Origin of the sequence: Reichenbachiella faecimaris (assembly GCF_900176375.1) — a bacterium.
Taxonomy (GTDB): Bacteria; Bacteroidota; Bacteroidia; order Cytophagales; family Cyclobacteriaceae; genus Reichenbachiella; species Reichenbachiella faecimaris.
The window spans coordinates 1,248,073-1,268,603 of sequence record NZ_FWYF01000001.1; the positions used below are offsets into that span (position 1 = coordinate 1,248,073).

At 40.8% G+C, this 20,531-nt stretch carries 20 protein-coding genes; 8 read left to right on the forward strand and 12 right to left on the reverse strand.

The annotated features are described in order from the left end of the window. Positions 1 to 6 precede the first annotated feature (6 nt). The 4 genes from B9A58_RS05275 to B9A58_RS05290 all read right to left on the reverse strand — a co-directional run bounded on the left by B9A58_RS05275 (position 7) and on the right by B9A58_RS05290 (position 3,707). Positions 7 to 1,536: a serine hydrolase gene (locus tag B9A58_RS05275; protein ID WP_084371365.1), complete on the reverse strand. Its 1,530-nt coding sequence runs from the start codon at positions 1,534 to 1,536 to the stop codon at positions 7 to 9. A 146-nt stretch (positions 1,537 to 1,682) separates the two neighbouring features. Next, complete coding sequence (locus B9A58_RS05280) at positions 1,683 to 2,759, reverse strand: WD40/YVTN/BNR-like repeat-containing protein (RefSeq protein ID WP_084371366.1); 1,077 nt, start codon at positions 2,757 to 2,759, stop codon at positions 1,683 to 1,685. 14 nt (positions 2,760 to 2,773) lie between these two features. Then, positions 2,774 to 3,046 carry a MoaD/ThiS family protein gene (locus tag B9A58_RS05285; protein ID WP_084371367.1) on the reverse strand — a complete coding sequence of 91 codons (273 nt, stop codon included), beginning with the start codon at positions 3,044 to 3,046 and terminating at the stop codon, positions 2,774 to 2,776. Between the two features lie 226 nt (positions 3,047 to 3,272). Beyond that, entirely contained in the window at positions 3,273 to 3,707 is a 435-nt protein-coding gene (locus B9A58_RS05290; RefSeq protein ID WP_084371368.1) for a GNAT family N-acetyltransferase, read from the reverse strand. Between the two features lie 45 nt (positions 3,708 to 3,752). Between B9A58_RS05290 and B9A58_RS05295 the strand changes: the two genes are divergently transcribed. Together B9A58_RS05295 and B9A58_RS05300 are read left to right on the forward strand one after the other, a co-directional pair. Next, complete coding sequence (locus tag B9A58_RS05295; protein WP_084371369.1) at positions 3,753 to 4,490, forward strand: DJ-1/PfpI family protein; 738 nt, start codon at positions 3,753 to 3,755, stop codon at positions 4,488 to 4,490. Positions 4,491 to 4,621: 131 nt separating this feature from the next. After that, entirely contained in the window at positions 4,622 to 5,302 is a 681-nt protein-coding gene (locus B9A58_RS05300; protein WP_084371370.1) for a DUF6904 family protein, read from the forward strand. Between the two features lie 46 nt (positions 5,303 to 5,348). Here B9A58_RS05300 and B9A58_RS05305 read toward each other — a convergent pair whose 3' ends face one another. After that, positions 5,349 to 5,630 carry a hypothetical protein gene (locus B9A58_RS05305; protein ID WP_139793750.1) on the reverse strand — a complete coding sequence of 94 codons (282 nt, stop codon included), beginning with the start codon at positions 5,628 to 5,630 and terminating at the stop codon, positions 5,349 to 5,351. 219 nt (positions 5,631 to 5,849) lie between these two features. Here B9A58_RS05305 and B9A58_RS05310 point away from each other — a divergent pair, with 219 nt between their 5' ends. Together B9A58_RS05310 and B9A58_RS05315 are read left to right on the forward strand one after the other, a co-directional pair. Next, a complete protein-coding gene (locus B9A58_RS05310; RefSeq protein WP_139793751.1) occupies positions 5,850 to 6,554 on the forward strand; it encodes a hypothetical protein in 705 nt (234 codons plus the stop codon). 9 nt (positions 6,555 to 6,563) lie between these two features. Next, entirely contained in the window at positions 6,564 to 8,339 is a 1,776-nt protein-coding gene (locus B9A58_RS05315) for a hypothetical protein (RefSeq protein ID WP_084371373.1), read from the forward strand. 23 nt (positions 8,340 to 8,362) lie between these two features. Here B9A58_RS05315 and B9A58_RS05320 read toward each other — a convergent pair whose 3' ends face one another. Both B9A58_RS05320 and B9A58_RS05325 read right to left on the reverse strand, forming a co-directional pair. After that, positions 8,363 to 9,109, reverse strand: a complete 747-nt coding sequence (locus B9A58_RS05320; RefSeq protein ID WP_245826991.1) for a redoxin domain-containing protein — start codon at positions 9,107 to 9,109, stop codon at positions 8,363 to 8,365. A gap of 22 nt (positions 9,110 to 9,131) precedes the next feature. Next, positions 9,132 to 10,082 carry an ROK family protein gene (locus B9A58_RS05325; RefSeq protein ID WP_084371374.1) on the reverse strand — a complete coding sequence of 317 codons (951 nt, stop codon included), beginning with the start codon at positions 10,080 to 10,082 and terminating at the stop codon, positions 9,132 to 9,134. Positions 10,083 to 10,258: 176 nt separating this feature from the next. On the opposite strand from B9A58_RS05325, the gene B9A58_RS05330 reads away from it, so the two are divergent. Next, positions 10,259 to 11,233, forward strand: coding sequence for a YheT family hydrolase (locus B9A58_RS05330; protein ID WP_084371375.1), 975 nt, complete (start codon positions 10,259 to 10,261; stop codon positions 11,231 to 11,233). Position 11,234: 1 nt separating this feature from the next. On the opposite strand, the gene B9A58_RS05335 is transcribed toward B9A58_RS05330, so the two are convergent. The 5 genes from B9A58_RS05335 to B9A58_RS05355 form a co-directional block, all read right to left on the reverse strand. Next, positions 11,235 to 12,287 carry an alkane 1-monooxygenase gene (locus B9A58_RS05335; protein WP_084371376.1) on the reverse strand — a complete coding sequence of 351 codons (1,053 nt, stop codon included), beginning with the start codon at positions 12,285 to 12,287 and terminating at the stop codon, positions 11,235 to 11,237. 54 nt (positions 12,288 to 12,341) lie between these two features. Further along, positions 12,342 to 13,013 (reverse strand): outer membrane beta-barrel protein, encoded by a 672-nt coding sequence (locus tag B9A58_RS05340; RefSeq protein ID WP_084371377.1) that lies wholly within the window; start codon positions 13,011 to 13,013, stop codon positions 12,342 to 12,344. 79 nt (positions 13,014 to 13,092) lie between these two features. Beyond that, positions 13,093 to 13,227 carry a 30S ribosomal protein THX gene (locus B9A58_RS05345; RefSeq protein ID WP_084371378.1) on the reverse strand — a complete coding sequence of 45 codons (135 nt, stop codon included), beginning with the start codon at positions 13,225 to 13,227 and terminating at the stop codon, positions 13,093 to 13,095. A gap of 50 nt (positions 13,228 to 13,277) precedes the next feature. Beyond that, a complete protein-coding gene (locus B9A58_RS05350) occupies positions 13,278 to 15,341 on the reverse strand; it encodes a M13 family metallopeptidase (RefSeq protein ID WP_084371379.1) in 2,064 nt (687 codons plus the stop codon). A 154-nt stretch (positions 15,342 to 15,495) separates the two neighbouring features. After that, a complete protein-coding gene (locus B9A58_RS05355; protein WP_084371380.1) occupies positions 15,496 to 16,806 on the reverse strand; it encodes a sugar MFS transporter in 1,311 nt (436 codons plus the stop codon). 235 nt (positions 16,807 to 17,041) lie between these two features. On the opposite strand from B9A58_RS05355, the gene B9A58_RS05360 reads away from it, so the two are divergent. The 3 genes from B9A58_RS05360 to B9A58_RS05370 all read left to right on the forward strand — a co-directional run bounded on the left by B9A58_RS05360 (position 17,042) and on the right by B9A58_RS05370 (position 20,433). Beyond that, positions 17,042 to 17,536: a KdsC family phosphatase gene (locus tag B9A58_RS05360; protein ID WP_084371381.1), complete on the forward strand. Its 495-nt coding sequence runs from the start codon at positions 17,042 to 17,044 to the stop codon at positions 17,534 to 17,536. A gap of 136 nt (positions 17,537 to 17,672) precedes the next feature. Continuing rightward, positions 17,673 to 18,545, forward strand: a complete 873-nt coding sequence (gene sucD / locus B9A58_RS05365; RefSeq protein WP_084371382.1) for a succinate--CoA ligase subunit alpha — start codon at positions 17,673 to 17,675, stop codon at positions 18,543 to 18,545. Between the two features lie 307 nt (positions 18,546 to 18,852). Continuing rightward, on the forward strand, positions 18,853 to 20,433 hold the full coding sequence (locus tag B9A58_RS05370; protein WP_139793752.1) for a PepSY domain-containing protein: 1,581 nt from the start codon (positions 18,853 to 18,855) through the stop codon (positions 20,431 to 20,433). Positions 20,434 to 20,531 lie beyond the last annotated feature (98 nt).

Genomic DNA, 20,531 nt, shown 5'->3' on the forward strand with positions numbered 1-20,531 from the left:
CGCAGATTAATCTACTCGAACAGGAATCAGCTCATTAAAGAAAATGTCGTCATTTGGAACATCAAAAGTCATTCTTTCGATTTTGAGATTGTTGTCCATATTGAACTGTACCGTACCAAAGCTGAACCAGGCATGTTCAATGTCCCAATCAATCTCCCATACGTCGTAGTGCCAGTGTTTGAGTGTGGCAGAGAGTGCTTTAGCATTTGGGAAATTCAAACGTAATTGTCCTTTCTCTAGGCTCACTTCTATATCACCATAAATATCGGCATTGTAGGTACCTGCATATTTGTTCAAATCCAAAGAAGGTTTGGTTTCCTTAACTCTCTTTACTTTTCGTTCAGTGATTCTTGAATCTTCTTCAGTAGCACCCATGTAGCCCAAATACTTCTCAGACCAATCTGGGCCGTCAACACCTAAGAATTGATCCAGTGCATAGTAAGTAGCAGCCATCATGGGACTTTTCATGCCATTGGTCAGCACGATCACTCCTAGTTTCTGATCTGGAATCATATTGAAAGCCGTCAGCATACCATCATATCCGCCAGTATGTCCTACTCTCAAATTGCCTTGGTAATCACTCACTCCCCAGCCTAAACCATAACCACTGAAATGTCTATTGAAGTCATTGGATTGAGTATGATCCACCACGAAGTTATTGTGAGGTGTCCACATCAGATTTCTGGCGCTAGCACTAAAAAGTGTGTCATTCCCATATATGCCATGATTCATATTAGTGATCATCCACTTAGAGAGATCCTCAACACTCGAAATCAATCCCCCCAGTGCACCAATTTCTTCCCAGTCTTCCCAAACAATTGGGATATTTTTCTCCTCACTTCTCGAATGAGGCGTAGCATAGTTTCCTTTTGAATCCAAATCACTTGGACTCGTAATGGTTCTATCCATTCCCAGAGGGATTAAAATGCGCTCTTTTACGTTTTCTGCCCAGCTTTTGCCTGTCACCTTTCGGATAATTTCGCCAGCAGTTATGTACATCAAATTGGAGTAACCATAGCCAGCCCTGAAGTCGTAAGCAGGAGGTATGTTTTTGATTCTCTCCAAGATTTCATCTGGTGTAAAGTCTGTCTTGTACCAGATCACATCTCCACTAAACGTACCCAGCCCCACTCTATGGCTCAGAATATCTCTAATAGTCGTATGCGCTGTCACCCAAGGGTCGTACAATTCAAATTCAGGGTAATAATCTTTCACATTCCCATCCCAGTCTAGCTTACCCTCTTCTACCAATTGCGCCATTATAGCTGCAGTAAAAGCTTTTGAATTGGAAGCAATTGCATATAGGGTATTTTTATCTGGCGCCGTCTTTTTACCTACTTCTTTGACTCCATAACCTTTAGCAAAAACCAGTTCGCCATCTTTCACAATGCCAATACTCATACTGGGGACATCCCAGTCTTTAGTTATTTTTTCAAAATAAGCATCTAGTGCTTTCAGATCAACTTCTGTTGATTGCGAAAGAGATTGAAAAGCTGCGACTAGAACAAACGTGAATAAAAGAAGGGATTTTCTCATGGTTACAATTTTGGTTTTTGAATCAATTTATGCAGAATAGAAATCAAAAACCAAATGGGCTGTGAGATGGGGTAGTCTCACAGGATAAACGGCAGATTTGCAAATTTAATGTTCGAAATTAAAGGCCCAAGATTGAGAGCATACGATCAGTCCGCAATCTCAACAGAATAAACCATAGGCAAATCTGAAGACAGCCTCTTCCAGCTTTCTCCTAAATTATTGGAGTAATACACATTGCCAGTGGTGGTACCAAATACCAAATGGTCACCAGATATATCCAAGCAGTGTCTGTATACAATATCAAAGCAATTTTCTTGTGGAAGTCCTGTTCTTTGTTCTTTCCAGGTTTTCCCACCATCATCAGTTCGGCATACCACCAATGCCTGATCAACAGCCACACGAATCTCATCACTGATGCCAGGTACCACCCAGGCCTGATCTGGATTGTCATGCTTGATGGCGACAGCAAACCCAAAATTCGCAGGCCCATCTTTCTGACTTACCTCATTCCAATTTTTGGCGCCATCTGTGGTGACAAATATTCCACAATGGTTTTGCTGCCAAAGCACATCAGGATTAGAAGGGCAAGCTTTTATGATATGAGGGTCTTGTCCAATCTCCGAATTAGGATCAGGTAAAAAGTCAGCTTTCAAACCTTTATTGACAGGCAGCCAGGTCTCGCCTGCATCATACGACTCAAACACGCCCGCACAACTCACAGCCACATAGAGATGATTTGAATCCCTAGGGTCGACTACAACTGAGTGAATTCCAGGATTGTCTCGACCACCACCAAACCACTTTTCTCTGGATGGGTGATCCCAAAGTGACGTTACCAATTGCCAGGTATCTCCATTGTCAGCTGATTTGAATAAGGCTCCTGGATCTGTACCAAGATATAGGACACCAGGCTTGTCATTGCCTCCATGGGACATGGCCCAGAGATATTTCACTGCGGCTGGCACGCCTTCCTTCACCTCCATGCCCTCATCAAATTTGGGAGCTTCTATTTCTTTCCAGGTTTTACCCTGATCTGTGCTACGATGTAGCTTGCATCCCCAATGTCCGTGATCCAAACAGGCCCACCAAGTGTCTGTACGTTCGTCTACTAATGTGAGAGAAACGGGAATACCCAAAAAGTGGGTAGATTGATGACTCCAGCCATTTCCGTCCTGCTGATAAATAATGAGTCCCTTTCTTGTGCCAAGTAGTAAATTTGCCATGTTAGTTTGAGGTTTTAGCCGCCTGATAAAGCTTGCATGATATAGATTTCGTCTGTGGGTTTCACTGCATCACTTAGTGCTATACGATCCCTGATCAACTCGTCTCCAATAAAAATATTGACATGCTTACGCAATTGCCCTTGTTCATCAACCACATAATCCTTAAGCCCTTTAAATTTACTTTCGAGCGCATCCAAAATCTCATTGAGATCTAAACTGTCCATTTCGATCTCTGTAAGCTCTGGATAAAATCGTTTGAGGTTTGCTGTGAATTTGATGGTAGGCATGGTAAGTTTCTAAATCATTCTAAGCCAATTTAATAAAAGACGAACGAAAGTAGAAATTCAGGACAGAAGATGTACAAAAAGCCCTCCTGATTGTTATTTCAAATGGAGCAAGGTGTGCTGTTCGAGAAATCTCATGAACAACTGCATAAATGATAAGATTTCTCCTATGGTCGAAATGACAGTAAAAATGAGTTTGTATCATTTGTAGTTTGGCCGAAGGGTTGAATCAGCTCAGACTCAAATGCAAGATAGGATACGGCTCCCCTTGTCCATCCAAAGGCGAACGACCCACTATCTGAAAACCCATGTAAAGATAGAAATCAACAGCCTGTGGATTTTGTTCGTTCACATCCACTTTGGTGCAATACAGGTTTTCGATAGCATGTAAAAGCAAGGCTTTGCCCACCCCTTTTCTTCTCGCATCAGGACGGATAAAGAGCATTTCAATATCGGTCTCATGGATTCCAAGAAAACCCAGCAGCTTTCCATCCTCTTTCACGCCAAACAACTGTACAGCATCAAAATATTGATCCAAAATCAAAGGTTTTAATTCCAGCATTCTGGCTTCAGGCAAAAAATCATGGGTGGCCCGAACAGAAGCTTCCCATACTTCAATCATTTCCAGATAATCTACGTTACTCAATGGACTGATCGTGTACATGCGACAATATTAAAAAAAAATCTTTTAGAAAACATAACAAGAAAAATGAGAGTACCCGCGATTATTATTTTAGCTGTTTTTATATCCTCTTTATACAGTTGTCAAACCGAAAACCAAACAAGCCAAAACAAAGAAAAAGTTTCTTCCGACACATTGACCAAACATCTCAAACCTTTCAGAACGGACTTGCCCACCATTGGGCTTTTGATGTATCATGGGGTTCTTCAAAGCGAGGTGGTAGCCACATCGGATGTTTTCTCAAAACCTTCAGAAGATGGTCAACAGCTTTTTAATGTGATCACCATTGCCGAAACCATGAATCCGATCACCACAGAGGAAGGCATGCATTTCGTTCCAGATTATACTTTCGACAATTGCCCAAAATTGACTGCCTTGTTTGTGCCCAGTGCCTATGATATGTATTCGCAAGTGCGCAACGAGAAAATTATCAACTTCATTAAAAACAAAAATAAGGAGGCCAAGTACGTCGTGAGCAACTGCGCCGGCGCTCAGCTCATAGGTGCATCTGGTATTGCCGATGGACATAAAGTAGTAACCTGGATAGGCGGCGGCAAACAATTACAGATAGACTATCCAAACCTCTTGGTGCAAGATGATAGTCTCGTCACGTTTGTAGAAGACGGTAAATTCAGCTCCTCCAATGGCAACCTGGCCAGCTATATATCAGCCTTGAATCTAGTAGAAAAAATGACCAGCCCAGAGCACAGAGCCTTCGTAGAAAGCTATTTGTATTTGGATCGACTGAAGGATTGGGAGAAATAGGGTGTAATATCTAGCTGCTAATGCTATAGAAAAAAGATTATTTTTGGAAAAGCCATTATAAAACAGCAGATGTAATTTTATAAATTTTTAGTTACTGCGCTGAACTAGTTTAACTTACTGATTTATGATTTATGATTTATATAATTCCAACTAAGAAAGGGATAGGTGTTGAATTATGGGGAACATACGGAGATTTGAACATTTTCCATCAAATACTTGGCAAATTTTGGAATGACGAAAACGCATCAAAAAATTTAGGTTTTGAAAATCGAGATTTACTTCTAAGTAGTTTTTCTTACGAAATAAGAAAAGCCAAAGATAGTTATAGATTAAAAAGAGAAGAAAATCATCTCTATCCACATGAAATAGCAGAATATTTTGGAGCACGGTTTTCATGGGTACACATTTTATTCTCAATGTCAGCCATGAAATATAATATGCAATTTTACGAAACCAACAAATTAGATATTGCCATGATTCTTCAGCTTGATTTTTGGCTTGAAAAAGCCATGAATTCATATGACGACGTAGGTGCCAAAAAATTGACGCCATTTATTAACGATGTGATACATGGATCAAATGAATACATTTATCAATGTATGAGAACCACAAACTTGGAATACTTCTTATTGGGAGGTGGAAAAAGAGCTTTTAGAAAATTGCCAGAACTTTTAAGACGTGGAGTATATTATACTGACGAGTATGATAACTATCATAATGAATTAGAAGAAGACGCTAAAAGATTGAATTGCAAAGCTTCCGAATTAGACATTAATGATGATCACATAGACTACGAAGGAATAAAATGGTAAAGTTAAAAATATTTCCTGCTAGCTTGAGAATTTCTCCCTTGACATTTTAAACCATTCCCTGCTTTACCTTCACTCCCTCCTCAGCAAATCGGGTAATGATATCTGTAGAAAGTTCGTCGGTGAGGTCACGGGCATAGTGTACCACGTTGATCACACCTTGCTCGTCGATGAGAAATTCTGCTGGAATCGTGTTAATCGATTCGTTGTCTGCCATCCAGTGTACTGGCAGGCTTTTCAATTTACCACGGATAGCCGTTTGAATCAATGACATAAAGTGGCTCTTGGCTGACTTGAGCGCAGAGTTTTCGACCCTTAATAAGACCGCCACCTTCCTCAACCTCTATACGAAAACCTTGTGATCAAATTGATGGACAATAGGTCATTCCAGTCTTATTCTTTTAAGCATTCCTCTTTTGCGTCGTGATCGGGCTTGGTTGCTCCTTGAGTTCTATGTATTTTTATGAACTGTACAGTTATAATAGAAGCACTATACATTAGATTTAAAATACTATCATAGCCTAACAAGCCTACACCTAATGCTACTTACATGATGGAAAACGCAGACTCAAACTCCTCAAAACAAGTCGACCGACACCAATCTCAGATTCCGCAAGACATCAAAAATCAATGGCAAACCAAACTCATGCCTTGGATGGTTGCCATGCCCACACTACTCATTCTACTTTTTGTTTATCTGGCTACCATGCAATTGAAGAAATTCGATACGATATTGGAAAACAAGAACTCTTCTGTAATAGATGAAATCACTCAGGACGAAAGCCTGGATTTATCTGAGTTTAAGAATTCTATGGACTATGTTCGCTGGGTTACGCTGGTCAGAATGGAAGAAAGAAGCCTCAACAGAAGATACACTCAAGGAGGCGTACTCTTAGCTGCACGTGTGTTCACCAAATATCTGGGCTTTTTTACTGGAATGATTCTGGCCATTGTTGGTGCGGTTTTTATCATTGGAAAGCTACAAGAAAAAACAACTGAAATAGAAGGGGAAGTCGGGAATGGCATGAAAGGGAAACTGTCCTCCTCATCACCTGGGATCATTTTTGGTGTCTTAGGTACCATATTGATGGTCTCTACCATACTCCAGCACAATGAAATTACAGTAAGTGATCAACCCTTATTTTTAAATTCCACAAACTTATATTTGAATACTGCTGGCCAGCATGCCAAAAAACCAGAGAAGGAAGAATTTCAAATTCAAGAAATAAATGATAACGAAGTAGAAAGTCCTTAAACTAATAAGATGAAAAACCTAACCACTCTATCCTTACTGCTACTTGCAGTAAACGTATCTGCTCAGATCAAAATTCCAAAAGAAAAATGGACACAGCTTTACGAGCAAGGAAGATACAAAGATGTCTATTCAGAAGCCTTATCCCTTCGCAAAAAGGAATACGGCAAATCAGCCACAGTAGATTTTTTTATAGCGAAATCTTTATGTGCAGGCGGACAAAAAGACAAATCGATTGAATGGTTTGACTACATTTTGAAAAATTATAAAATAGAAGCCGAATCAAAAAAGAAAATAGGCAATGACAGGACATCCTGTGCCAGGCCAAATCCATCTATAGCAGATAGAGGGACTTTTGATTTGGATATTTTGCAGACGCTAGCCTCTATGGAAACCCCCGAAAGTACCTCACGTGGCAAAGGTGGCTCTACCTCTTTCGACTGCGACAAATCTCCTGAGTCTTTCATCACCAAGTACAAAGTTTCGGAAGAAGAACTCCAATCCCGCCTATTTGCACTCAATGAATCCAATGCGGCCATTTCAAAATTTCAACGCATCCTAGGTCCCGATTACCAAGTCAAACAATCTGGGAGATTTAATTTAATCACCTATCGCGATCCGAATTTCGACAATCAAAAGGCTCAAGCTGTCAGTCAAGCGCTACAATCTGCATTCAACTTTTATGTGTCATACTACAGCCTTCGTCCACCCGATAAACTACTTACTGTATGTCTATTGCCCAGCAAACAAAAACTGCAGGAAACGGCATTAAAACTACATGGCATCCAAATCCCTTCTGCCAATTGGGGCTATTCAAACATTGCCGATCTTACCCTGCTGGGATGGGCTGACAAAGATCATATTGGGACATTGATACACGAATTGTTTCACCTCATGATTCGGACTGATATTGGCGATGCACCTCCTTGGTTGGATGAGGGAATTGCCAGTCTATATGAGCAAAGTCAATGGCATGACAACTATATGGCAGGTACAGTGAAAAATTGGAGAACAGAGGTACTGAGAAAAGCATACAATTCGTACGAATTGAAGAGCCGCATCCCAAGGTTGAAAAACTTTCTCATGCATGATTGGGATGAGTTTGATGGAAGCAAAGCTGGAGACATTTGTAATGTCTCTATAAATTATGCCTACGGAAGAAATTTTATTGTTTATCTGCAAGAAACCCAAAAACTTCAGATGGTATTTGAATTGATGAAATCCAGAACGGTAATCGATCCCTATTATAATCTAACCACTGCTTCGAGCGTAGAAATAGTACAAAGATCCTTCGGGCTGTCCATTGATGAAATTGAAAATAATTTCCTGAAATGGCTGATGCCTGTGATCAATGACAGGGGAACTTCAAACCCTAGCCAAGGATGGGTAAAAGGTGGGCAACAATCAGGGCAACAACAGATACGCTACCAACCTACCTTGCAACAAGAATACGAGACTCCCCAACTCACAGTCAGTGAAATACTATCTGCCATTGAAGTCCATGTTTGGATAGATCATTCAGACCAATCTGGAAATGCTGTGGCCTTTAACTACTACATTCAGGCACCTCCAGAAGTATTGAACAATGTCAAAATTGTAAAATACCAAAGAATGGATAACACCTTTAGCGAAAGAAAATCAGGTAAATTTATTTTTGGTACGCAAGCAAATAACAATTTCGGATTTAAAGGATATCAATGGGGGTCTATCAATTATGTTCTTATAGCAATAGAGACAGTAGATCAGCAGTTTTCTGAAGCAAAAGAATATAGACTCATATATGACTAAATGTCTGAGCAGTCCAAATAAAACTATACATGGACATTGGTGTTTACCCCTTCGTCTGCAAATCGCGTAATCAGATCTGTAGACAATTCATCCATCAGGTCACGGGCATAATGCACTACTTTGATCACGCCTTGCTCATCTATGAGAAACTCGGCAGGAATCGTGCTGATAGATTCATTGTCTGCCATCCAGTGCACGGGAAGGCTTTTTAACTTCGCTTTTATGGCCGTTTGTATCAATGACATGAAATGGCTCTTGGCCGATTTAAGAGGTGAATTCTCCACACCATATAGATTGTACAATTCTTTTTCTGGATCAGCGATCATAGGAATGGTATGAATATCTGTATGATACTTACTAGCTAAAAGCCGCATCTTGGTAGACTCAAAAAGAAAAATCATTTCCAGGTTTTTTTCTTTCAGTCGAGCTGCTGCAGACTCCAACTTATTCACCCTCAGGTTACAAAACGGGCACCCTGCGTGTCTAAAGAATCCTAAAAACACCCGTTTGCCTCTATAGTTGCGAAGGTTAATTCGATTGCCATAAATATCCTCCACATCAATATTAGGAGCCTTAATATTTCCTCTCAGTGTTATACTTCTCGCCATAGTTTCTTTATTGTCTTTAGTATGCTTATAAATATGCCATTTATCTCCATCATATCCCAAATCCACTAGAAATGAAGCTGAGAGGTCACCTAGAAAAGCAGCAGGACAAGCATATACGAACCTAACCTTACGATTGGATTGTAAAGGCGAGAGTAAGAGCAATAAAAAATTAGTTAAGCTTAGATTACTTTTTGCTAAACTCCTCCCAACCCAAAGCGGCAGCACCAAGCACTGCAGCATTTTGGTCCATCAAAGAAGAAGGGAGTAGTTTCACTGTTTTTTTGAAAGGTTTGAACATGAATTTTTCCATGTAGTAAGTAGCTGGATCGAGTAGGTAGTCTCCAGCATTCACTAAACCACCAAACAAGAAAATAGCTTCGGGGCTGGTATGTACAACTGTATCTGCCAGCTTTTGCCCGAAGATTTGGCCTGTATATTCAAAAGCTTTGATGGCTATGTAATCGTGATCTTTGGCGGCATTGGTGATCATCTCAGCGGTCATATCATTGTAGCTCACGTCGCGCAGCACACTGGGTCGGGTATAGTCGGCCATCATTTTGAATACCGTCTTTTTGATACCCGTGGCAGACACATAAGTCTCCAAACATCCTCTGCGCCCACAGCCACAATATCTACCATCAGGATTGACTCCCACATGACCAATTTCTCCGGCAAACCCACTATGACCATATACTATTTCGCCATTGACTACAAAACCACTGCCCAGGCCTGTACCTAGCGTGAAGATCACAAAGTCTTTCATGCCTTGGGCACCTCCAAACTTCATTTCGCCGAGCGCTGCTGCACTGGCGTCATTGGTTAATATGGCAGGTAGATCAAAGACACCACTGATAAGCTTTTGAAGTGGGACATTATCACCCCAGGAAATATTAGCCGCTTGCATGATCGTACCATTGAAGTAATTGGCATTGGGAGCTCCCACACCCACACCCAAGACAGATTTACCTTCTAGTTTTGGCAGTATGTTTTTCTTGAGCTCTTCCAAAAAAAACTCTACTTTTTCATGGGCATGTGTTATGAAGGCGCCTTCTCCTACTACTTTGCCCTTTTTGTCCACAAGACCGTATTTAGTATTGGTGCCTCCTATGTCTATTCCTAGAATATAATCCGCCATATTTTTTCCTTTTAACCACTCAAAAATAGAGTAAGCCGAGTTGACTCAGAGTAATAAAATATACTTTTTTTTCTGATTTCGATACTTCTCTGTGATGCAAAACAGCAAAACCGTTAATCCATTGAAAATTTATATGATATACCTAAGCAAGTTTATATAAATTGTAATTACAAAATATGTCCATCTACGGTTACTCCTCATACGACTCCCCACGGGACTTCTTCAAGAATGGCTATCTACAGACCATCTTACCTAGTTTATTTAGAAAAATCAAAGGCGTAACCTATGAGCGTGAAAGAATAGAAACTCCTGATGAAGATTTTCTGGATTTGGATTGGATAAAATCCGGATACGAACGTCTGGTAATTATTTCTCATGGCCTAGAGGGCAACTCTGATCGCCATTACGTGAAAAGTTGCGCCCGTCATTTCAACAAACATGAATATGACGTGCTGGCCTGGAATTATCGCTCTTGCAGTGGAGAAATCAACAGAAACCTGAGACTCTATCATCATGGAGACACGGAAGATTTAGAACAGGTCATTACCCATGCGATAGATACTAGGCGCTACAAAAAAATCGTACTTGTGGGCTTCTCTATGGGAGGAAGCACCACGCTCAAATACCTTGGGGAATATGGGCCAAGCGTCCCCAAACACATTGTAGCAGCAGCTACTTTTTCTGTCCCATGCAACTTGTGGGATAGCGCGCACCAATTGACCTTTCGGGAAAACTGGTTTTTCAAACAACGTTTTTTGAAGAAGATGATTAAAAAGGTCAAACAAAAGCACGAACAATATCCCAAGGAAGTCAATATAGATGGCATAGACGATATCATATCCTTTGGCCAGTTTGACGAAAGATACACAGCACCATTGCATGGTTTTAAAAACAGCAGGCACTTTTATCGTACGGCGACTTCTGATCTTCACTATGCAGGCATCAGATTGCCTGCACTGATTGTAAATGCGAAGAACGATCCTTTGCTTGGTCAAAAATGCTACCCGTACAAAGCTTGCAAATATCACGAGTTTCTGCACCTGGAAACGCCAAGGAAAGGTGGACATGTGGGCTTTTTCAAGCTGGGAGCTAAAACCTCTTGGATGGACGAACGCGCACTAGAGTTTGTTTCCAAATATGCTCGACTTTGAGCTAGTTTTCTACTTTTGAGATTCGTGCAATTTGCTTATGCATTACCATAAACCACAAGGGTGGCAGCATTGACAACAACATCATCCCTGGATAACCAGTGGGCATTTGAGGGCTGGCTTCATGGTGGCGTAGGATTTGATACTTTCTACTCGCCAAAAAATGATGATCTGAATGCCTGGAGAGTTCGAAAAGAAACAATCTTCCTAAGGTATGATTTGAATTCCATGAGTGCCAGGGCTGTACACGTTCATATTGACCAGACTCCTTTTGGGTTCGGCTTAGCCCATAGTGTTCTATGTAGTTCACTGTTTCCAGCTGAATAATACCTATTAAAGCAGCTAACAGAAAACAAGCCATTGGCATAAAGCCAAAGCCCCAATAAATCAATCCAAGAAAAGCTAACTGAGTGATTTGAAATCTAAGCATTTCATTTTGTAAGGAAAGTGGCCCTTTTCCTTTCTTCTTCAGTTGGGCAGCCTCTATTTTCCATGATGAGATGTATCCCATAATCATGGATCTAAACCAAAACAAAAATACCCACTCTCCTCTTCTTGCTGAAGATGGATCATCGTGCGTAGACACATTCTTATGATGACCTCTATTGTGCTCAATATAGAAGTGCATATACATAGAAGTAAGCAACAACGCCTTTGCCAAAAATCTTTCGAATTTACTTTTGCGATGTCCGAGCTCATGTGCGACATTAATACCCAACGCCCCACAGGTAATACCCATAGATAAGATACGACCCGCTAATTCCAACCCTGAACTTTCTATCACTCCTATGGTAGAAACAAAATAGAAAAGCAAGGCAAACTGAACAGGGACAACCAAATAGAGTAAGTAATCATAAATTCTATCTCTGGCAACCAACTCCTCCTCGGCTTCTTCTAGGTTCTTTTGATTGGCGCGAAAGAACAATTCAAGAAATGGAAGTAAGCCATAAACCAAAAGTGCAGTGCCAAATGTCCACCAACCTGATGCGTTGATAGAAAAATAAGCGACTACTGGAATGACAAAGACAATAGCATATTTAAGAAATCGGACATTCATGGGTGAGTTGTTGTTTGTATCACCTATAAATATAATATGGTATAGGAATTATTCCTATAATTCCCCAAACGAGAACATGTAAGCCATGGAGAAACCAATGACCCAGTTTTTTGAACTGTTAGGAATACCTGTATCCAGGGTAATTGGGTCTAGCATATCGCTCAGGCTGTAAGAGAAGCTGCTTTCCAACATAAAAGTCCCAAAATCAAAATCGTAATACCCACCAATACCACCTCTGAAGCCATATCCGAATTTATGATCTCTTGATTCATCATACGGGTAAAATTGCTGACTACCTGTATCTGAAGGTAAAGCACTTTGACTCACGTTCACCAAGAACTCAGCAAAGCATCCAGCATTGGCAAAGATATGAAGCTGCTCTTTACCTGTATGCAAATTGACCAAGAGCGGCAATTCAATATAATCCAGCTCCGTGATGAAATCGGGTTGGTTGTTATCAAATTTCTGTTTCCACCCTTTCTGTGTATAAAGTAGCTCAGCTTGTAGTCCTATATGATCTCGGACGTAGTTCATGGCAATGATTCCACCTTGAAATCCGCCCTCCAATCCAGTCACGATACCCGAGCCATTAAATGAATGGAAGAAATAAGCTGATGAGAGATTGTATCCACCTTTCAAACCCACATAGGTTCTTCTTTGGGCACAAGCCTCCTGAGTGAGAAATACGCCTAAGCCTAACAGCAGACAAATGGTAACTTTTTTCATTAGAAATCAATCGAACCGCTAAATTATCAAATTGCTCGGGAATTGAAGTGAGGATAAAAAAATAGTCCTGATATCAGGACTATTTTTTCTTTTTGGTTTTGGCCTTGGCTTTAGGTTTTTCGGTCGTAGTTGCTTTCTTTTTATGTGGGCGACTTACGCCGAATGACCCCTTGCTAATTTTACCTTTTTTTGTTTTTACATCTCCTTTGCCCATATCTATTTGTGGTTTTGTTGTACAGGAAAAGCTAAGTGAAAATATGCGGTTTACCAAATAACTACCCTATCATCAGCTGCTCTCCACATGGCATCTCCCTCTTTCACGTCAAAAGCCTCATAAAATTCTGGCATGTTCGAAAGTGGGCCATTGGCTCGATACATCCCTGGAGAATGCGGGTCAGTATTAATTAAGGTTCTTAGGTTATCATCCTTGTATTTAGCACGCCATATAGTGCCCCAACTAATGAAAAACCTTTGTTCTGGTGTGAACCCATCTATCAAACCTGGATTACCATTCTGGCTCAAATGCTTTTGAAGTCCATAATAAGTCGCATAAATCCCTCCCAAGTCACCAATATTCTCTCCAAGTGTAAATTCACCATTCACAAAAACGCTATCTATTGGCTCATAAGCGTCAAACTGAGCGACGAGTTTGTTAGTTCTTTCTTTAAAATTTTCAGCATCAGCATCCGTCCACCAATTGTTCAAGTTACCATCCGCATCGAAACGACTGCCACTGTCATCAAAGCAATGAGAAATTTCATGCCCTATAGCCGCGCCTATGCCCCCATAGTTTACTGCCTCATCAGCCATGTAGTTGTAAAATGGAGGTTGCAAAATAGCGGCCGGAAAGGTAATAGAATTGTATACCGGATGATAGCCTGCATTTACCGTTTGGGGTGTCATTCCCCACTCTGAGTTGTCCACAGGCTTGCCAAGCTTATTCAACTCATACTGAAAATCGAATATTCTCGCTGCCACTACATTGTCATAATAGGATGATTTTTCAGGGTCTTTGCTTATTTCCATGGTTGAATAATCGATCCATTTGTCAGGGTACCCAATTTTCACGGACATTTTGTCTAGCTTTTCCAAAGCCCTCACCTTAGTCGAGTCTGTCATCCAATCGAGCGCTTTGATACGCTCAGCAAATACTTCCATAATATTTTCTACCATGGCTGTCGCTTTTTGCTTGGCCTCTGGCGGGAAAACCTCTTCTACATAAAGTTTGCCAATAGCTTCACCTAACACCCCACTGGTCATACCAATCACTCTTTTCCATCTGGGTCTCATTTCCTCCACCCCTCTAAGCTCCTGGCTATAGAAATCGAAATCTGCACGAACGAGATCATAGTTTAAATAATTGGCAGCGCGATTCAAACAATCCCATCTCAGATACTCTTTGCAAATAGCTAAAGGCACTTCATTAACGATGCGTTCATATTCGTCCATGAATTTTGGTTGCATTACGATCAGCGTGTCAATATTCTGAACGCCCATATCTGCCAGGTAAACCGGCCAATCAATAGAAGGTACTCGCTCGCTCAATTCATTCAGGGACATTTTATTGTACAGCGCTGGAGTATTTCTTTTTTCAACGTTCGTCATGGAGGCTTCGGCCATGCGCGTTTCCAGCTCCATGATCCTTTCTGCCTGTGCACGCGCTTTTTCCTCAGAGTCTCCCAAAAACTGAAGCATTTTTGTAATATGTGCTAGATACTTCTCTCTTATATCTTCCGATTTCTCGTCTGTTTTCGTATAGTAATCGCGATCAGGTAGTCCTAGCCCGCCTTGACTAAGGTAGGCGGCCATTTCTTTGCTGTTTTTTAAATCAGGAGTCACGAAAAAATTAAAAAATGCACCTCCGCCATAAACCTCTTGCGCAGCCAGATATTTTTGAACACCTGCGATATTTTCGATAGCCGAAATCTCCTGCAGTTTTGGTTTAATTGGATTCAAACCCACTTTTTCAGCTAAAAGAGAATCCATACCCACACTATAAAAATCAGCTGCCTTCATTTGATCACTAGTCGCTTCATATTTTCCGCTCTTAGCAGCCTTTTCCAATACATCCAGCACGGTTTTGCTATTGACATCCCGTACTTCATCGAAGCTATTCCATCTTCCTCTATCACTTGGTATTTCAGCATTTTTGAGCCAATTCCCATTTACATATTTGAAAAAATCATCGCTGGGACTAACGGTAGTATCCATCATAGAAACGTCGATGCCTGGTACTTGAGAGGCTGTCTCTGTAGTGGACTCGCAGGATACCAACAAGGCTAAAAGCAGTATACCTGAACAGGAGAATAGTGTTTTGAGTTTTGTCATGAATAATTATTGATTTGTTAAGTCGACCAATTTAATTCAAAAAACAAGATTACAATCTTCAAAATATATGATCGGTCTAAATTGGTTATAAACAAAAAAGCCGCCCTAATCTTCCATCAGGACGGCCATCTAACCCAAAATTTTTATGCAAGACTTAATTCTTTTTAAAGCCTATTTTGTGACCAGCAAAAGCGTAATACAAAATCATAACATAGCAAGGAAGCAATAACCAATAGCTACCCGTTGCCGCAGTAGAAGTAGCTTCTGCTTCTGCTATTCCTTCAGCAATCAATGAAGCTTGTTTCATATCCACCAGCAGACCATATAAAGGCGGAATAATAGCCCCCCCTGAAATGCCCATAATCAAAAGTGCAGAGCCTGTTTTCGTAAACTTGCCCAAACCATTTAAGGCCAAAGGCCATATTGCTGGCCAAACCAGTGCATTGGCAATACCCAATGAAGCTACAAACAATACAGAGGTAAAACCTGTGGTATTAATTATACAAACTGAGAAGATCAGTCCTAATACAGCACTTCCTTTTAATGCTGTTTCTTGAGAAATGTACTTAGGGATCAGTACGACACCCATGAGGTAAGTCACAATCATGGCACCTAAAGTGAACGAGGTGAAATATTTTGCGTCAGCTACAGACAATCCCAGAGATATGCCGTAGGCGATGATGGTGTCTCCTGCAATCACCTCAGCTCCAACATAAATGAATAAAGTCAACACGCCCAGAAGTAAATGTGGAAATTGAAAAACACTGGTTTTGGCTACCTGACCTTCAGCTACTTCTTCATCAGCGGACGCCTCGATATCAGGCAATGGCGCAAATCGAATCAGCACGGCAAAGAGCCCTAAAGCAAGCGCCATAATGGTATAAGGCATATTTACACTACTGGCCATGGCATTCAAAAACTGCTCCTTTTCTTCTAGTGATATGGTATCTACAGTTGCTTTTAGCTCGTCTATCCCTGAAAGCAACAATGCACCAAACACGAATGAGCCCAGCGCACCCGCAGATTTGTTGCAAATACCCATGATGGAAATTCTTTTGGCTGCACTCTCTATAGGTCCTATAATCGTAATGTATGGGTTAGCCGCTGTCTGCAACAAGGTCATCCCAGAACCTTGGATAAATATCCCTACCAGTACCAATGAAAAAGTTCTGGAAGAAGCAGCCGGAATAAAAACAACTGCCCCAATAGCCATAAGTAAAAGGCCTATGGACATGCCGTTCTTATACCCTGTTTTCTTTAGCACATAAGCAGAGGGCAAGGCCATAACCGAAAATGAAATATAAGAGGCCGAAGCTACTAAAAATGCTTCTGCTGAAGTCAACTCACAGATGGATTGCATAAACGGAATAAGTGCGCCATTGATCCAAGTCACAAATCCAAAAATGGCAAACAACCCTGCAATAATTGCGATCGGCACGATCATACTTCCCTTTTGCTCTGACATATTCTTAATTTAAAATTTCCTAATAATTCAGCCAATTCATTACAATTATTGGCTGCTCACTCTTTTGAGTTTGCCAATATAGCAATAAATCCAACTTGCAAAACTTTTATAAAGCCTCGCATTTTGTTTTTTCGCTGAAGCGCAAAGGATAGTCTCTGAAATGCATTAAAGGATTTGTTTGATATATCAATATTGCTAGTTTCTTTGTGTAGAATTTGTGAACCAAAAAACAAATATGATCAACACAGAAAAAATCAAAATGCTCGTACTGGATGTGGATGGCACCATGACAGACGGCCGCATCAACGTGACAGAAGAAGGTCATCAATTCAAGCAATTCCACGCCAGAGATGGATTAGGCATTCGCATGCTTATCAAAAAAGGCATCCGAGTTGGCATTGTAAGTCACAGTTTTTCAGGTGGTGCTATTCAAGCCAGAGGAAAGATGCTGGGAATCTCGCATATCTATACTGGCCTGGAAGAAAAGGATGAAATACTCGCGCAGTGGTGTGAAGAACTAGATTTGGAGATGCATGAGATAGCCTTTATTGGCGATGACCTCAATGACATTCCTGCCATGAAAAAAGTAGGACTTTCTGCCTGTCCTGCAAATGCCGCAGACGAAGTGATTTCATACGTAGATCTGGTACTGACCAAAGATGGTGGAGATGGTTGTGTTCGCGAGTTCATTGATAAGTACATGGCAGTAGGCTATTCCAAAACTGCCTAAATATTTGGACGCCAGCTCAATAAGGATTTCAGTCCAAAAACAGACAAAAATTATTGATCGGAGAGGTGGGTCAACTCGACCTTAACCTTTGGTTATGCCATATATTATCCTATTTTTGCACCAAAATTGAAATAGCATGAGCGTATTAGTAAATAAAGATTCAAAAATCATAGTTCAGGGCTTTACAGGCACTGAGGGTACCTTTCACGCAACGCAGATGATCGAGTACGGAAGTAATGTGGTAGGTGGTGTGACACCTGGAAAAGGTGGTCAAAAACATCTGGACAAACCTGTTTTTAATACTGTAAAGGAAGCTGTGGACCAAGCGGGTGCTAATGTTTCAATTATTTTCGTACCGCCAGCATTCGCTGCCGATGCGATCATGGAAGCTGCTGATGCAGGTATATCTGTAATCATCACTATCACTGAGGGCATTCCTGTGAAGGACATGGTCGCTGCTAAAAAATATTTAGAAAACAAAGACGTGACTTTGATAGGCCCTAACTGCCCAGGTGTAATCACTCCAGGAGAAGCCAAAGTAGGTATCATGCCAGGTTTTGTATTCAAAAAAGGAAGAATTGGCATCGTGTCTAAGTCTGGTACTTTGACTTATGAAGCGGCTGATCAGGTGGTGAAAGCTGGATTGGGCATTTCTACTGCCATTGGAATTGGTGGTGATCCTATCATTGGCACTTCTACCAAAGCTGCGGTAGAGCTTTTGATGAATGACCCTGAAACAGACGCTATCGTGATGATAGGAGAAATTGGTGGAAACTACGAAGCTGAGGCTGCTCGATGGATCAAAGCAGGTGGAAACAAAAAACCTGTCGTTGGATTCATAGCAGGACAAACTGCCCCTAAAGGAAAAAGAATGGGACATGCTGGAGCTATCATTGGTGGTGCTGACGACACAGCAGAAGCAAAAATGAAAATTATGACCGAATGCGGACTTCATGTGGTGAAATCTCCTGCTGATATAGGGGAAACTATTGCGAAGGCTGTTAACTAGGTCATATAGATAATATTTTCAAAAAACCATGCCTGAATCAGGTATGGTTTTTTTATGTCCTATCACAGCATTCCAAATGTCTGAAAGGTTTCAGTCGCATAAGGAAATACGACAAATCAAGGGATTACAGCTGGCAAAATAAGTTAAATCCCTATCCCTCATTCCATCCTTTATTGTTTCGCATAAATTCCATATCTGCAACAGATATACAAGTAGGGTAATCATAAATCATCCCGTCCTATAGCAAAGAAATATTGACTTGACTTCATAAAGCGCAGTCTGGTTGAATAAACAAAAAACAAATGCTATGAGAAAATTTATTATTCCCTTATTTGTGGTTGCCTTCCTATTTAGCTGTGGAGAAGATGACATACTCAATGACTCGACTGACGACACTACGGATGACGAGATTGTAGACGAAACCTCAGACGATGAGGATGTCATTGTCGCGTACGAAAGTGAATCATTTGACGATCTAACCATTGCTGATTTCGACCATATCGACACCCCTTATGAAGTAGAACTAAGTGCCTTATCAGCTGGGCGAATTCTGAAAGACTCAGATGATTTGGCCACTATGATTTCGGATCTATTAGATGGTGCGCTTATCTCTGTAGAAGAAGATGAATCTCGTGGGCTTTCTGTTTATGTGGTCAAGATTATCTTTGATGATGGCTCAGTCGTCAATGTAACTGTGGTTCAAGATATTTTTGAAATTTTATCTATCGAGGCCATTCCTTCTAACGATCTTCAAAGCGAAGTTTCAATAGATGGTTTTATTTCATTGGAGACAGCCATACAAACCGCTAATGAACTCATTGATGGGGACATTGTGAGATGGGAAATTTCTTTAGAAGAAGACAATGTATTGGAATTTGAAATTCATATCGAAAGTACAGATGGTACGCGGTACGAAATAGAGCTGGATGCTGCTTCAGGAGAATTGATTGCTCAAAAAATATTCGAAAACGAAGAAGATGTGGCTGAGTTTGAAGAAGAAGCAGAAGAAGAAAACCCCGAAATCAGTTCGGATATTTTAGCTGCTGTAGCCAATTTCATAGATGAAAGTGTGATATATGCTCAAACTGTGGACAATGAAGGTGATGGTATTGATGACTGGAATGTGCTCGTGGAGACTTCCTCTGGGGCTATTGTCGCTCTTGTCATTGATTCAAGCACGAAAGAACTGAAAGAAGCTACTGGAGATGCAGGGCCTTTTGATTACGAAATGAGCTTTCTGACGGATGGCGTGTCATTTTCGGAGCAACTTGCCACGGTCGAAGGTCAAATGTCTATAGACGTAGATCGATGGAATTATGGCTACCAAGTCACTGCAGGATTCGAGTATTGGGGGCTAAACTTTTATGCTGAAGATGACAATGGAAATCTCACCACTGTGAGTATTCATGCAGCATCAGGTGAATGGGTCGAGAGCAATACGACTCCATCAGAAGCACTTCTTACACAACTGGAATCATATATCTCTGGCGATCTAGAATCTGCCTATCTGTATCAGAACGATGGTGTTCCGTTTTGGGATATCAAATTCTATACGACCACAGGAATTGAACTCAATATCTTCATTTATGACGATACTTATGAAATCATGAGAGCTTATGACAACGATAATGACAGTGAAGACCTCTCGTATGATTTTAATTTTGGAGACGGTGCAGTCGTTGATTTACCTGAAGGCATAACTATAGCAGAGGACTTTTTGGGGGATTTTGATGCCGTCTCGTACGATTGGATCTATTATGACAGCCAGGAAGTAGATGAGGTAGAATATAAAACACTCATTATTTCTCTTTATGACCCAAACCAGACGTACTATGCTGTATGGATAGATGTGGAAACAGGTAGTGTGATTAAAGAAGAAATTTTTTAAACTCTTTATAGATTGAAATCCAAAAGAGTCCTTGAATGATTTCAAGGACTCTTTTTTTGTATATACATTTTAAAACAACAGGTCTGTTTTTTGCTCGT

Excerpts from the sequence above, each read along its gene's own strand:
- B9A58_RS05275 (WP_084371365.1), bottom strand. The coding sequence starts at position 1,536 with ATGAGAAAATCCCTTCTTTTATTCACGTTTGTTCTAGTCGCAGCTTTT.
- B9A58_RS05280 (WP_084371366.1), bottom strand. The coding sequence starts at position 2,759 with ATGGCAAATTTACTACTTGGCACAAGAAAGGGACTCATTATTTATCAG.
- B9A58_RS05285 (WP_084371367.1), bottom strand. The coding sequence starts at position 3,046 with ATGCCTACCATCAAATTCACAGCAAACCTCAAACGATTTTATCCAGAG.
- B9A58_RS05290 (WP_084371368.1), bottom strand. The coding sequence starts at position 3,707 with ATGTACACGATCAGTCCATTGAGTAACGTAGATTATCTGGAAATGATT.
- B9A58_RS05295 (WP_084371369.1), top strand. The coding sequence starts at position 3,753 with ATGAGAGTACCCGCGATTATTATTTTAGCTGTTTTTATATCCTCTTTA.
- B9A58_RS05300 (WP_084371370.1), top strand. The coding sequence starts at position 4,622 with ATGATTTATATAATTCCAACTAAGAAAGGGATAGGTGTTGAATTATGG.
- B9A58_RS05310 (WP_139793751.1), top strand. The coding sequence starts at position 5,850 with ATGATGGAAAACGCAGACTCAAACTCCTCAAAACAAGTCGACCGACAC.
- B9A58_RS05315 (WP_084371373.1), top strand. The coding sequence starts at position 6,564 with ATGAAAAACCTAACCACTCTATCCTTACTGCTACTTGCAGTAAACGTA.
- B9A58_RS05325 (WP_084371374.1), bottom strand. The coding sequence starts at position 10,082 with ATGGCGGATTATATTCTAGGAATAGACATAGGAGGCACCAATACTAAA.
- B9A58_RS05330 (WP_084371375.1), top strand. The coding sequence starts at position 10,259 with ATGTCCATCTACGGTTACTCCTCATACGACTCCCCACGGGACTTCTTC.
- B9A58_RS05335 (WP_084371376.1), bottom strand. The coding sequence starts at position 12,287 with ATGAATGTCCGATTTCTTAAATATGCTATTGTCTTTGTCATTCCAGTA.
- B9A58_RS05340 (WP_084371377.1), bottom strand. The coding sequence starts at position 13,013 with ATGAAAAAAGTTACCATTTGTCTGCTGTTAGGCTTAGGCGTATTTCTC.
- B9A58_RS05345 (WP_084371378.1), bottom strand. The coding sequence starts at position 13,227 with ATGGGCAAAGGAGATGTAAAAACAAAAAAAGGTAAAATTAGCAAGGGG.
- B9A58_RS05350 (WP_084371379.1), bottom strand. The coding sequence starts at position 15,341 with ATGACAAAACTCAAAACACTATTCTCCTGTTCAGGTATACTGCTTTTA.
- B9A58_RS05355 (WP_084371380.1), bottom strand. The coding sequence starts at position 16,806 with ATGTCAGAGCAAAAGGGAAGTATGATCGTGCCGATCGCAATTATTGCA.
- B9A58_RS05360 (WP_084371381.1), top strand. The coding sequence starts at position 17,042 with ATGATCAACACAGAAAAAATCAAAATGCTCGTACTGGATGTGGATGGC.
- sucD (WP_084371382.1), top strand. The coding sequence starts at position 17,673 with ATGAGCGTATTAGTAAATAAAGATTCAAAAATCATAGTTCAGGGCTTT.
- B9A58_RS05370 (WP_139793752.1), top strand. The coding sequence starts at position 18,853 with ATGAGAAAATTTATTATTCCCTTATTTGTGGTTGCCTTCCTATTTAGC.